Source organism: Umezawaea sp. NPDC059074 (genome assembly GCF_042738955.1).
Taxonomy (GTDB): Bacteria; Actinomycetota; Actinomycetes; order Mycobacteriales; family Pseudonocardiaceae; genus Umezawaea.
In genome coordinates this window covers 24,491-36,576 of record NZ_JBHYHC010000093.1, presented here as the reverse complement: position 1 = coordinate 36,576, position 12,086 = coordinate 24,491, and the positions used below count along the sequence as shown (strand labels likewise).

The window sequence follows — 12,086 nt, the reverse complement described above, 5'->3', positions numbered from 1 at the left end:
CCTGGCCGAGCGTGCGGTGCCGCGTAGCGGCCGATTTTACTTGGGGTTTTTGGCGCTAAGCTCAGTCGGGCGGCAAGTTTTGATCCTGCCGTTTTTGCCCGACTAGCGCCAAAAAGAGGGGCCCCAAGTCAAATCGGCCACATCCACTACGGAAATCGCCTCCCGGCCACGCTGGAACCGGAAGCTGCACTAAAGCGGGATCAGCGGTGTGGGATCAGCAGTGCTGGTAGCGGTAGGCGCTGTTGCCGGGGCCGACCAGGTAGCGGTCTCGCAGAGTGGTGGTCTTCGGGGTTTGCGGGTCGCGGCAGACGTTGGTGAAAGTGCCTCGGAGGTTGTCCGTGTACTCGACGTCCATCACGTGCGTGCCGTACACGTCGCTGTACATCGAGCACTCGTCGTAGGCGTGGCACTCCTCCGAGAACGCGAAGTCGAAGCCGACCTCGCTTCGCGCCCGTGCGCTTTCCTCTGCTGAGTTCTTCTGGCCGATGGCCAAGCCCAACGTGTGAGCCTTGGTGGCGAGGAGGGTGGCGTACGCGAGGTTGTTGCTTGCTGTCAGTTTGCCGCGTGAGCGGCTGTAGGAGTCGAGGTTGTCGATCTCCACTGCCTTGAAGCCCTTTTGTGCGCAGCGCTGGATGACTGTGCCGGTGATGTCTGCCAGGCGGGTGCGCTTCGTTGCCGTGGAGGTGTCGAGGATGAACTCGTCTGGCCAGTCGGGGTCGATGATGGGTTTGCCGCTGCTGTCCGTCAGCAGGAGGTCCTTGCGGTCCTTGAGCCAGAGGTCCTTCTCCTCCGGTTGGGTTTGGAAGCCGTTGACGTAGCAGATGTTGTAGATGCCCGGTGCCGGGGTGGCGGTGCTGTCGCGGGTCACCAGGGTGACGCCGGACGGTGGGGTGTAGGCGGCGCCGAGCTGGTAGTCGAGGACCGCTGGAGTGGGTGGGAGTTGTACCGCTGCTGTGGCGCTCGGTGCTGCCTGGGCCTGGGTGGCGGTGGCGGTCAGGACCACTGCCGTGCAGGCCAGAGCGGCCTTCCTGAGTGCTGAGGCGGTTCGAGTCATGAGGTGACATGCTCCTTAAACGCTCACGGATTGTGCAGGGTTCTGAGCGAGTTAACTACAACGGCGTCACGGCCGGCTAGTCCCAAGGTGTTGGTGGGGTGCCGTGGGGGCGTTTGATCGTTCAAGCAGTTCTGGTGAACGAATGTGATCCTTTACCCTGGTTGTCTTGCCGGGGTGAGCGGTTCTGCTCTAGCGTGACTCGCCTCAACCAAAACCACGCACGTACCTGGAGGCCCGGATGACGCAGGGGAGTGGGCTGAGTCGGAGGGCGGTCTTGATCCTGGGGGGCGTGGCCGCCTTGACGGCCGCGTGCGGGGGTGGGTCGGGCGGTTCTGCTGGCGGGAAGGTGACGGTGTGGCACGGGTACACCGATCACGAGGCCGAGGCGTTGGGGAAGTTGGCCTCGCGGTGGAACTCGGCGCACCCGGAGCAGCAGGTCGAGCTGGTGTTCAACGGGGGCAACGACGGGGCGTTGCAGAAGACGTTGGCGTCGTTCGTGTCGGGGAACCCGCCGACCGTGGCGTACGAGTTCGGGTCGTCGCTCAACGGGCTCGCGGCGCGGCCGCAGACGCAGGACCTGTCGTCCACGGTTCGTGACGACAAGGACTTCGGGTGGGACGACCTGTTCGCGGCCGGGCGGGACGCGGCGACCGTGGACGGCAAGGTGTACGGCGTTCCGGCGCTCGTGGACAACCTGTCATTGGTGTACAACAAGAAGCTGTTCGACGAGGTCGGTGTCGCCTACCCGACCGAGTCGTGGACGTGGGAGGACTTCCGGGCCGCCGCGGTGAAGCTGGCGAAGCCCGAGGACAACCGGTACGGGTGGGCGTACGTCAACGACGGCAGCGAGGACACGGTGTGGCGGTTCCTCGCCCTGCTGTGGCAGGCGGGCGGGGACCTGCTGTCCCCGGACGGGAAGAAGGCCGCGTTCGACTCGGACGCTGGCCGCCAAGCCATGCAGCTGTTGCACGACATGGCCGTCGTCGACAAGTCCGTGTACCTCGACACCGGCGACCAGCAGTACGTGAACCTCTTCAACTCCGCGCGGATCGGCATGCTGTGGACCGGGCCTTGGGACCTCGGGTCCATCAACGAGGACGTGTCGTACGGCGTGCAGTTCCTTCCTGGCAAGGTCACCCACGCGACGATCGCCGGGCCGGACGTGTTCAGCGTGTTCGGCGACTCCGGGAAGGCCGACGCGTGGCCGTTCCTGAAGTGGTTGCTGTCCGCGGAGATCCACCTGGAGTTCGCGCTGGACACCGGGCACCTGCCGATCCGGCAGTCCGAGCTGTCGCTGCCCAAGTACGCCGAGTTCCTGGAGAAGTTCCCCGGCAACAAGGTGTTCGTCGACAACCTCGCGAAGAACGTGTCCAAGGCGCGGCCGAACATCGCGGAGTACCCGAAGATCTCGCAGGCGCTCGGCACCGCCGTGCAGTCGGTGCTGCTGGGCAAGGAGGAAGGGGCGGCGGCGCTGGCGGCGGCCCGTGCCGAGGTCGACGAGATCCTGGCCGGCTCGTGACGGCGGTGCTCACGCCCGCGCGGCCCCTGGTGGAGGCCCGCGAGCCGCGACGGCGGGTTCGCCCGGCCGACCACCTCGCGGGGTGGGGGTTCGCCGCGCCCGCGGTGGTGGTGATCGGGCTGTTCGGGCTGGTGCCCGTGGTGTGGTCGTTCGCGCTGTCCTTCCAGCACACGGACCTCACGTCCCCCGGCACGTTCGCGGGGGCGGCGAACTACGCCAAGCTCGCGGAGGACCCGCTGTTCTGGGACGCCGCGCGCCGGACCCTGGTCTACACCGCGCTGTTCGTGCCGTTGACGATGGTGCTGGCGCTGCCCATCGCGGTGCTGCTCAACCAGAAGGTCCGCGGCATCGCGCTGTACCGGATGGCCGTGTTCGTGCCGCTGGTGACGTCGACGGTCGCCACCGGCATCATCTTCAGCTGGCTGGGCAACCCGCAGTTCGGGCTGGTCAACGCGCTGCTGGACGGGGTGGGCCTGCCGAAGCAGGGGTTCTTCCAGGACCCCGGCCAGGCGCTGTACGCCGTGGTGGCCATGACGGTGTGGGGGTGGCTGGGGTTCGCGGTGATCATCTTCCTGGCCGCGTTGCAGAACGTGCCGCAGGACTTGATGGAGGCCTCCGCGCTCGACGGGTGCGGGCGGGTCCAGTCGTTCTGGCACGTCGAGCTGCCGCAGGCCGCGCCCGCGTCGGGGTTCCTGCTGGTGTGGTTGACGATCAACGGCTTGCAGCTGTTCGACGCGGTGTACGTGACGACCAAGGGCGGTCCGCTGCGGGCGACCACGGTGCTCGTCTACCACCTCTACAACGAGGCCTTCGTGAGCTTCGACGGCGGGTACGCCGCCGCCATCGGGTGCGTGGTGTTCCTGGTGATCCTCGTGTTCACCGTCGTCCAGTTGCGGTTCAACCGCCGCACGTCCCACTTCGAGGCCCGATGACCGCGCTCCGGATCCGCCGCCGCCCCAGCGCGCTGCACCTGGTGCTGCTGCCGCTGTCGCTGGTCATGATCGCGCCGCTGGTGTGGATGGTGCTGGTGTCCTTCTCCACGCGGGAGGAGTCGCGGCGCTTCCCGCCCGGCCTGCCCAGCGGGCTGGAATGGAGCAACTACGCGGACGCGCTGACCGACGCGCCGCTCGGGTCGTGGCTGTACAACAGCACCGTCGTGTCCGTGGTCTGCGTCGTGGGCAACCTGGTGCTGTGCTCGCTGGCGGGGTACGCCTTCGCGCGCATCCCGTTCCTGGGGAGCCGGATCGCGTTCCTGGCGATCCTCGCGACGCTCATGGTGCCGTTCCAGATCGTCATGCTGCCGCTGCTGGTGATGGTCCGCGCGGTCGGCCTCACCGACACGCTCGGCGCGCTGATCGCGCCGAACCTGGCCACGGCGTTCGGGGTGTTCCTCATGCGGCAGTTCTTCCTGACCGTGCCGAGGGAGTTGGAGGAGGCCGCGCGGATCGACGGCGCGGGACGGCTGCGGATCCTGGTCCAGGTGTTGCTGCCGCTGATGCGGCCGACCCTGGCCACGCTCGCCGTGCTGACGTTCCTCCAGACGTGGAACGACTTCCTGTGGCCGCTGATCGCCATCCAGAGCCCGGACACCATGACCGTCCAGATAGGACTCCAGAGCTTCCAGGGCGCGCACACCACGAACTGGCCCAAGCTCATGGCCGGAACGGTGCTGAGCCAGCTGCCCGTGCTGGTCGTGTTCTTCGTCGCGCAGCGGTTCTTCGTGCGGTCCGTGGCGTCGGTCGGCATCAAGTAACCGCACTTCACGACGGCCGGGACGGGTGCTCGCCCGTCCCGGCCGTCGGCGTGCCCACCGGCGGTTTCGCTCACTATTCGTCAAACGCTCAGGATGATTGCTTGGTTGTGAGCGATCGTGCTAGAAAGCTTTCATGCCCGCACACCTCCACATCACCACCGAGACCGCCTCCCAGCCGGAGTGCTGGCGTCGGGCGGCCGAGGTGGCCGCCGATCCCGCGACCGTGCGCGCGCTGCCCCGGCGGGGCGAGCGCGTCGCCGTGGTCGGCTGCGGCACCTCGTTCTTCATGGCCCAGGCCTACGCCCGGCTGCGCGAGGACGCCGGGCACGGCGAGACCGACGCGTTCGCCGCGTCGGAGATGCCCGCGGGCCGCGCCTACGACCGCGTGGTCGCGCTGACCCGGTCGGGCACCACCACCGAGATCCTCGAGCTGCTCGCCGCGCTGCCGTCGGACACGCCCACCACGGCCGTCGTCGCCGACCCGACCACCCCGGTGATGGGCCTGGCGCGCGACGTCGTCGTGCTCGACTTCGCCGACGAGCGGTCCGTGGTGCAGACGCGGTTCGCGACGACGGCGGTCGCGCTGCTGCGCGCGCACCTCGGCGAGGACCTGGACCGCGCGATCGCCGACGCCGAGCGCGCGTTGGCCGAGCCGCTGCCCGCCGGGATCGCCCAACGCGACCAGTTCACGTTCCTCGGCGGCGGCTGGACCACGGGTCTCGCGGCGGAGGCGGCGCTGAAGATGCGCGAGGCGTCGTTGAGCTGGGCGGAGACCTACCCGGCCGCGGAGTACCGGCACGGGCCCATCGCGATCACCGACGAGCGCTCGGCGGTGTGGGTGCTCGGCACGCCGCCCGACGGGCTGGAGGCCCAGGTCGCGGCCACCGGTGGACTGTGGATCGCCAGGGACCGGGACCCGCTGGCCGAGCTGGTGGCCGTGCACCGGCTGGCCGTGGACGTGGCGCTGCGGCACGGGCTCGACCCCGACGCGCCCCGCCACCTGACCCGGTCCGTCATCCTGCGCAGCACCGCCTGATGCGCGCGCTCACGGTCACGCTCAACGCGGCCCTCGACGTGACCTACCCGGTCGCGAGGCTCACCGCGGGAGCCACCCACCGGGTCGCCGACCCGGTGGTCCGCGCGGGCGGCAAGGGCGTCAACGTGGCGCGGGTGCTGCGCAAGCTCGGCACGCCGGTCGTCGCGACCGGGTTGGCGGGCGGGGCTTCCGGGGCGTTGCTGCGCGCGGAACTCGAGGCGGCGGGCGTGCCCGAGGCGCTGTTCCCGATCGCGGGCGAGACCCGCCGGACGGTGGCGGTCGTGGAGGACTCCGGCGAGGCGACGATGTTCGTCGAACCTGGACCGCGGGTCACCGAAGCGGAGTGGGACGGGTTCGTCCGGCACTACCGGGACCTGCTCGCGGACGCCGACCTGGTGGTGCTGTCCGGGTCGCTGCCGAGGGGCGTGCCGCTGGACGCCTACGCCGCCCTCGTCCACGCCGCCGACCTCCCGGTCGTGCTGGACGCCGACGGCGCGGCGCTCGCAGTCGGCGCCGCCGCCGGACCCGCGGTCATCGCGCCGAACCGGCACGAGCTGGCCGCCGCCGCGGCCGGGCTGCACCCGCTGGAGCTGGGCGCGGCCGCCGCGGTCGTGTCGGACGGGCCCGCCGGGATGACCGCCTACACCGCCGACGGCGTGTGGACCGCCGCGCCGCCCGAACGGGTCGTCGGCAACCCGACCGGCGCGGGGGACGCGGCCGTGGCGGCGCTGGTCGCCTGCTGGGACCTGCCCTGGGCCGACCGGCTGGCGCACGCGGTCGCGCTGTCGGCCGCCGCCGTGCGCGCCCCGCTGGCCGGGGACTTCGACCGGGACTTCTACGAACACCACAGGTCGCGAGTTCGGCCGCACCGAGTCACCGAGGACTGAGACGATGCCGCTTGTCCCGCTGCGGGAGCTGCTCGACCGACCCGTGCCCACCGCCGCGTTCAACGTGATCCAGATCGAGCACGCGGAGGCCATCGCGGCCGCCGCCGACGAGACGGGCGCGTCCGTGGTGCTCCAGATCAGCGAGAACGCCGTGCGCTACCACGGGTCGCTCGCGCCGATCGGCCGTGCCGCGCTCGCCATCGCCGCCACGGCCTCGTCGCCGATCGCCGTGCACCTCGACCACGCCACCTCCGAGGACCTGATCCGCGAGGCCGTGGAGCTGGGTTTCGGCTCGGTCATGTTCGACGGGTCCGCGCTCCCGCACGACGAGAACGTGGCCCGCACGGCGGAGGTCGTGGCGCGCTGCCACGGTCGCGGGGTCGCGGTGGAGGCCGAGCTCGGCGAGATCGGCGGGAAGAACGGCGTCCACGAGCCGGGCGCGCGCACCGATCCCCACGACGCCGCGCGGTACGTCGAGGCGACCGGCGTGGACGCGCTGGCCGTGGCGGTCGGCTCGTCGCACGCGATGCTCACGCGGGACGCGGCGCTGGACTTCGAGCTGATCGCCCTGCTGCACGCCGCCGTGCCGGTGCCCCTGGTGCTGCACGGGTCGTCGGGCGTGGCGGACGAGCACCTGGCCGAGGCGGTCCGCGCCGGGATGCGGAAGATCAACATCGCGACCCAGCTGAACAAGTACTTCACCGCGGCGATCCGCGCGGGGCTGGGGGACGACCCCGCCCTCGTCGACCCCCGCCGCTACCTGGGCGCGGGCCGCGAGGCCATGACCGCCGAGGTCGCCCGGCTCATCCGAGTGCTGGAGGTGTGAGGCCATGACCACCATCGCCTTCGTGGGCGCGGGCTCCGTCGAGTTCACCCGGCAGCTCCTGCGCGACCTGCTCGCGTTCCCCGAGCTGCACGACGCCACCATCGCCCTGCACGACATCGACCCCGAACGGCTCGCCGTCGCCGAGGCGCTGGCCCGGCACACCGCCGAGCTGTGCGGCGCGAAGCCCCGCGTCGTCGCCTCGCTGTCCCGCCGCGAGGCGCTCGACGGTGCGGACTTCGTGATCAACATGATCGCGGTCGGCGGCCACGCGGCCACCCTCGTGGACTTCGACGTGCCCGAGTCCTTCGGCGTGCGCCAGACCATCGGCGACACGCTCGGCGTCGGCGGCGTCTTCCGGGCGCTGCGCACGTTCCCGGTGCTCGACGCGCTGGCCGCCGACATGCTGGCGGTGTGCCCGGACGCGTGGCTGCTCAACTACACCAACCCGATGGCGATGAACCTCCAGTACCTGGCCGCCACGGCGCCCGCGCTGAAGGCCGTCGGGCTCTGCCACTCGGTGTACTGGACGATCCGCGACCTGAGCGCGCTCGTCGGCGTCCCGCACGAGGAGGTCGACTACCACTCCGCGGGCGTGAACCACCAGGCGTGGATCCTGCGCTGGCAGCACGAGGGCCGCGACCTCTACCCGGCGCTGGACGCGGCGATCGAGGCCGATCCCGGACTGGCCCGGCGGGTGCGCGTGGACCTGTACCGCGCCCTGGGCTACTACCCGACGGAGACCAGCGAGCACTCGTCGGAGTACGTGCCCTGGTACCTGCGGCACGACGCCGAGATCGAGCGGCTGCGGATCCCCGTCCGCGACTACGCGGGCATCAGCGCGGCCAACCTCGCCGAGTACGAGGGGATGCGCGCCGGGCTCGCGGAGGGGCGCACCCCGCCGCCGATCGGCGACGAGGACGCGACCGAGTACGCGCCGCAGGTCGTGCACAGCCTGGTCACGGGCACGCGCCGCACCATCCAGGTCACCGTCCCCAACCACGGCCTGATCGACAACCTGCCCGCGGGCGCGGCGGTGGAGGTGCCCGCGACGCTGGACCGCCTCGGCGTGCACCCGCACCACGTCGGAGCGCTGCCGCCGCAGCTCGCGGCGTTGAACCGGAGCTTCCTCAACGTCGTCGAGCTGACCGTGGCGGCGGCCGTGACCGGGAACCCCGACCACGTCCGGCACGCGGTGCTGTGCGACCCGGCGACCGCCGCCGCGCTCACCGTCGGCGAGATCCGGGACCTGTGCGCGGCCATGACCGCCGCGCACGGCGACCTGCTGCCGGAGGCCCTTCGGATCCGATAACGCGCATACCGGGTGCGTGCTTGGGGCCCAAAAGCGACCGTACGGGCACCAAGCATGCACTATGGTGAGCGAATGCGTCAGCAACAGCGGCTTTCCGCGATCCTCGAACGGCTGGCTGACACCGGCTCGGTGACCGTGGTCGACCTCTCCACCGACCTGGGCGCGTCCGTCGCCTCGATCCGGCGGGACCTCCAGTCGTTGGAGGAGCAGCAGCTGCTCAAGCGCACCCACGGCGGCGCGGTCGCGGCCGAGGTCATCTACGAGCTGCCGATGCGCTACCGGGTCGGCCGCCGCGAGCAGGAGAAGCGGCAGATAGCCGAGGCCGCGGCGCAGCGCGTGGACGAGTCCGTGCACTCGGTCGGCCTCAACGGCGGCACGACCACCACCGAGCTCGCCCGCCTGCTCGCCACCGGGCGGTCGCTCAAGGTCGTGACGAACGCGCTCAACATCGCCGCCGACCTGTCCGTGCGGCCGATGATCGACCTCGTGGTCACCGGCGGCGGCGTCCGGCCGGAGACCTACGAGCTGGTCGGCCCGATCGCCGACCGCGCGCTCGCGGGCATCAGCCTCGACGTGGTGTTCCTCGGCGTGGACGGCATCGACGTGCGCGGCGGCATCAGCACGCACGACGAGGTCGAGGCGCAGACCGACCACTGCCTGATGCGCACCGCGGGCCAGGTCATCGTGCTGGCCGACGGGTCGAAGATCGGCAAGCGGGCGTTCTCCCGGATCGCCGACATCAGCGAGGTCGACGTCGTGATCACCGACTCCAGCGCGTCGCCCGAGGGCGTGGACAAGCTCCGCGCGGTCGGCGTGGAGGTCGTGGTCGTCCAGCAGTCCTAGAAGATCGACCACCCGGTCATGGTGGTGAACACGTCGAGCGCCGCCGCTCCGGCCACCGAGTTGCCCTGCACGTCCAGGCCGGGGCTCCACACGCAGATCGTGCAGCGCTGCGGGATCACGGCCAGGATGCCGCCGCCGACGCCGCTCTTGGCGGGCAGCCCCACCCGGTAGGCGAAGTCGCCCGCCGCGTCGTAGGTGCCGCACGTCAGCATCACCGCGTTGATCTGCTTCGCCTCGCTGCGCGTCAACAGCCGCCGCCCGTCGCGCAGCACCCCGTGCCGCGCCAGGAACGTGGCGGCCAGCGCGACCTCCTCGCAGCTCATGGACAGCGAGCACTGGCGGAAGTAGTGCTCCAGCACCGTCGGCACGGGGTTGCGCAGGTTGCCGTAGCTGCGCATGAAGTGCGCGAGCGAGGCGTTGCGGTCGCCGTGCGCGGCCTCGGAGGCGGCCACGTCCGCGTCGAAGCCGATCGTGTCCTCCTCCGTCTCCGAGCGCAGGAAGTCGAGCAGCGCGCCGGAGGCGTCACCGGCCAGTTCCACCAGGTGGTCGGTCACGACGATCGCGCCCGCGTTGATGAACGGGTTGCGCGGCACCCCGTTCTCCGCCTCCAACTGCACCAGCGAGTTGAACGGGTTGCCGGACGGCTCGCGGCCGACGCTCTTCCACAGCGTCTGGCCGTCGCGCGACAGGGTCATGGCGAGCGAGAACACCTTCGAGATGCTCTGCACCGAGAACGCCTGCCGCCACTGGCCGACGCCGTGCACCCCGCCGTCGAGGTCGGCGATGGCCATGCCGAACGACATCGGGTCCACACCCGCGAGCGCCGGGATGTAGTCGGCGACGTTGCCCGTCCCGATGAGGGGGGCGACCTCCGCGGCGACGTTGTCGAGGAGGGTCTGGTAGTCCACTGGGCGGTTCTCCAAGCGGTCGGGGGCCGCAGGATCGTACGACGGCCTCAGCCACCGCCCTTGATGTTGGCCAGTGCGATCTCCGCCACCTGCTTGGACATCGCGCAGGGCGTGACGTAGTCGGCGGAGGCCTCGTCGTCCACGTCCACCTGGATCTCGAACGCGGACTGCTCGGCGATGCCGACGACGGTCGAGCAGGTGCCGGTGGTGCCCTTGCCGGTGTCGCGGTCGACGGCCGGGTACGCCGCGACCTCCGTCGGCTGGAAGTAGCCGAACGCGCCCTTGGCCGCGTACACCCGCGCCAAGCCCTGCGCCTCGCCGAACAGCGAGATGCCGATGGTCGTGGCCTTCGCGCCACCGTCGGTCCACCGGCAGCGGCCGGTGGACTGCTCCGGGTCCGGCACGCCGGGCCCGGTCATGCCGAGCGAGTCGAGCTGGTCGACGCCGAAGACCTTGCACGGCTTGCCGGTGAACACCTTCAGGCTCAGCGGCGGGACTTCGAGCTTCGGCACCTCGCTCCTCGGCGCCGCGGTGGACTCCGACGTGCAGGCGGACAGCGCTCCCGCCGCGGTGACGATGATCGCGATCGTCGCGAACTTCACGGTGCTCACCTCCGGGTGGTCCCGCCGAGTCCTACGGCTCAGGGGCGGCCCCGGTTCAGCGCACCGGTCGGTCCACGGCGGGCCCGCAGGCCGAGCAGCCCGTCGACCACCAGGAACCCCAGCAGGCTCACGCCGAGCAGCGGCACGGCCCAGCCGACCAGTCCCGCGACCACCAGCAGCGCCACGACCGCCGGGGTGGCGACTTTGCGCCACTGGCCGCGGGCGACCGGTTTGCCGAACGAGGAGGCGCTGCCGCGCACCGGCCTGCGCTTCCACCACATCCGGTAGCCGAGCACCACCAGCGCGACCAGTCCGAGCCCGACGGCGAGCAGCAGCAGCTGGTTCGGCCAGCCGAACAGCGCGCCGGTGTGCGCCTCGACCCCCCAGCGCGCCAGCTTCGCGACGAACGGCCGGTCGGCGAACCGGCTCCGCTCCACCACCGCGCCGGTCGCGCCGTCGATCGCCACCGCGTCGGACCCGTCGCCGACCCGCCAGGGAGCCCCCGCTCCCTTGGGCAGCTCGATCTCGACGGCCTTCGCGTCGATCCCGGCCGCGCGGGCGGCGGTCAGCACCGCGTCCACCCGCGTGACGTCGGGGCCGACCGCACTGCCCCCGCCTGCGCCGAAGGCCTGGGTCATCCACCCGGACGGCGCCCGCGGCGCGCTCGTGCCCGCCGACCACGCGAGAGCCGTGGCGGACAGGACCAGCGCGCCCGCGAGCACCCACATGCCGACGACGCCGTGCCAGCCGGACGACCCCAGCCGTCCCCGCCGCCCGCGCCACCGGGTGAGCCACAGGACCGCGCCGCCCAGCGCGACCACCCACAGCCAGGAGGCGGCGAGGCGGCTGTAGAGCCTGCCGGGCTCGCCGAGGAACAGGTCGCGGTGCAGCCGGGCGAGCGCCGCCCGCAACGGCAGCACGCCGTGCGGGCCGTACACGGTCAGCTCACCGGTGACCTGGGCCGAGGCCGGGTTGACGAACACCGCGCGCCGCTCGCCCGCGCGGAGTCCGGGCCCGGTGAACAGGACCCGTGTCGTGGAGCCGGGTTCGGCCGCGGGCCGCACGGCGACCAGCGCGCCGAGCGGGTTGACGCCCCTGGCCGCCCGCACCTGCTCGGCCAGCGGCAGGGCGCGCGCGGTCACCGGGACCGCCAGCGCGCCGTGGTACAGCCACGACTCGAGCTGCGGGGTGAGCGCGTAGAGGACGCCGGTCACCGCGGCGACGAGGATGAACGGGCCGACGAGCAGCCCGGCGTAGAAGTGGCAGCGGAGCACGAGGCCGCGCAAGCCCGTGCTGGACCGGACCACCGGGTCCGAGGCCGTGGACATGGTTTCTCCCGAGCGGCGCAC

12 protein-coding genes are annotated in these 12,086 nt (G+C 71.4%); 8 read left to right on the top strand and 4 right to left on the bottom strand.

Annotated elements, in window-relative coordinates; genetic code table 11:
* Positions 1-214: 214 nt before the first annotated feature.
* On the bottom strand, positions 215-1,054 hold the full coding sequence (locus tag ACFWW9_RS32245) for an endo alpha-1,4 polygalactosaminidase (RefSeq protein WP_390385768.1): 840 nt from the start codon (positions 1,052-1,054) through the stop codon (positions 215-217).
* Between the two features lie 289 nt (positions 1,055-1,343).
* Here ACFWW9_RS32245 and ACFWW9_RS32240 point away from each other — a divergent pair, with 289 nt between their 5' ends.
* The 8 genes from ACFWW9_RS32240 (at position 1,344) to ACFWW9_RS32205 (ending at position 9,227) form a co-directional block, all read left to right on the top strand.
* Positions 1,344-2,573 carry an ABC transporter substrate-binding protein gene (locus ACFWW9_RS32240; RefSeq protein WP_390385766.1) on the top strand — a complete coding sequence of 410 codons (1,230 nt, stop codon included), beginning with the start codon at positions 1,344-1,346 and terminating at the stop codon, positions 2,571-2,573.
* Entirely contained in the window at positions 2,570-3,505 is a 936-nt protein-coding gene (locus tag ACFWW9_RS32235) for a carbohydrate ABC transporter permease (RefSeq protein ID WP_390385764.1), read from the top strand. The genes ACFWW9_RS32240 and ACFWW9_RS32235 overlap by 4 nt, the downstream gene beginning before the upstream one ends.
* Positions 3,502-4,326, top strand: a complete 825-nt coding sequence (locus ACFWW9_RS32230; RefSeq protein ID WP_390385762.1) for a carbohydrate ABC transporter permease — start codon at positions 3,502-3,504, stop codon at positions 4,324-4,326. Before ACFWW9_RS32235 ends, ACFWW9_RS32230 begins: the two co-directional genes overlap by 4 nt.
* Before the next feature lie 133 nt (positions 4,327-4,459).
* Positions 4,460-5,362, top strand: coding sequence for an SIS domain-containing protein (locus ACFWW9_RS32225; protein WP_390385760.1), 903 nt, complete (start codon positions 4,460-4,462; stop codon positions 5,360-5,362).
* On the top strand, positions 5,362-6,249 hold the full coding sequence (locus tag ACFWW9_RS32220) for a 1-phosphofructokinase family hexose kinase (protein WP_390385758.1): 888 nt from the start codon (positions 5,362-5,364) through the stop codon (positions 6,247-6,249). Before ACFWW9_RS32225 ends, ACFWW9_RS32220 begins: the two co-directional genes overlap by 1 nt.
* Positions 6,250-6,253: 4 nt before the next feature.
* Positions 6,254-7,075, top strand: coding sequence for a ketose-bisphosphate aldolase (locus tag ACFWW9_RS32215; RefSeq protein WP_390385756.1), 822 nt, complete (start codon positions 6,254-6,256; stop codon positions 7,073-7,075).
* 4 nt (positions 7,076-7,079) lie between these two features.
* Entirely contained in the window at positions 7,080-8,384 is a 1,305-nt protein-coding gene (locus ACFWW9_RS32210) for an alpha-glucosidase/alpha-galactosidase (RefSeq protein ID WP_390385754.1), read from the top strand.
* Positions 8,385-8,456: 72 nt separating this feature from the next.
* Positions 8,457-9,227 (top strand): DeoR/GlpR family DNA-binding transcription regulator, encoded by a 771-nt coding sequence (locus ACFWW9_RS32205; protein WP_390385752.1) that lies wholly within the window; start codon positions 8,457-8,459, stop codon positions 9,225-9,227.
* Here ACFWW9_RS32205 and ACFWW9_RS32200 read toward each other — a convergent pair.
* The 3 genes from ACFWW9_RS32200 to ACFWW9_RS32190 are packed head-to-tail and all read right to left on the bottom strand — an operon-like array spanning position 9,224 to position 12,065.
* Positions 9,224-10,135, bottom strand: a complete 912-nt coding sequence (locus ACFWW9_RS32200) for a glutaminase (RefSeq protein ID WP_390385750.1) — start codon at positions 10,133-10,135, stop codon at positions 9,224-9,226. The two genes, ACFWW9_RS32205 and ACFWW9_RS32200, sit on opposite strands and share 4 nt — an antisense overlap.
* 47 nt (positions 10,136-10,182) lie before the next feature.
* Entirely contained in the window at positions 10,183-10,737 is a 555-nt protein-coding gene (locus ACFWW9_RS32195; protein WP_390385748.1) for a DUF3558 domain-containing protein, read from the bottom strand.
* 38 nt (positions 10,738-10,775) lie between these two features.
* Positions 10,776-12,065 (bottom strand): PepSY-associated TM helix domain-containing protein, encoded by a 1,290-nt coding sequence (locus ACFWW9_RS32190; protein WP_390385746.1) that lies wholly within the window; start codon positions 12,063-12,065, stop codon positions 10,776-10,778.
* Between the last annotated feature and the right edge of the window lie 21 nt (positions 12,066-12,086).

Excerpts from the sequence above, each read along its gene's own strand:
- ACFWW9_RS32245 (WP_390385768.1), bottom strand. The coding sequence starts at position 1,054 with ATGACTCGAACCGCCTCAGCACTCAGGAAGGCCGCTCTGGCCTGCACG.
- ACFWW9_RS32230 (WP_390385762.1), top strand. The coding sequence starts at position 3,502 with ATGACCGCGCTCCGGATCCGCCGCCGCCCCAGCGCGCTGCACCTGGTG.
- ACFWW9_RS32225 (WP_390385760.1), top strand. The coding sequence starts at position 4,460 with ATGCCCGCACACCTCCACATCACCACCGAGACCGCCTCCCAGCCGGAG.
- ACFWW9_RS32220 (WP_390385758.1), top strand. The coding sequence starts at position 5,362 with ATGCGCGCGCTCACGGTCACGCTCAACGCGGCCCTCGACGTGACCTAC.
- ACFWW9_RS32215 (WP_390385756.1), top strand. The coding sequence starts at position 6,254 with ATGCCGCTTGTCCCGCTGCGGGAGCTGCTCGACCGACCCGTGCCCACC.
- ACFWW9_RS32210 (WP_390385754.1), top strand. The coding sequence starts at position 7,080 with ATGACCACCATCGCCTTCGTGGGCGCGGGCTCCGTCGAGTTCACCCGG.
- ACFWW9_RS32205 (WP_390385752.1), top strand. The coding sequence starts at position 8,457 with ATGCGTCAGCAACAGCGGCTTTCCGCGATCCTCGAACGGCTGGCTGAC.
- ACFWW9_RS32190 (WP_390385746.1), bottom strand. The coding sequence starts at position 12,065 with ATGTCCACGGCCTCGGACCCGGTGGTCCGGTCCAGCACGGGCTTGCGC.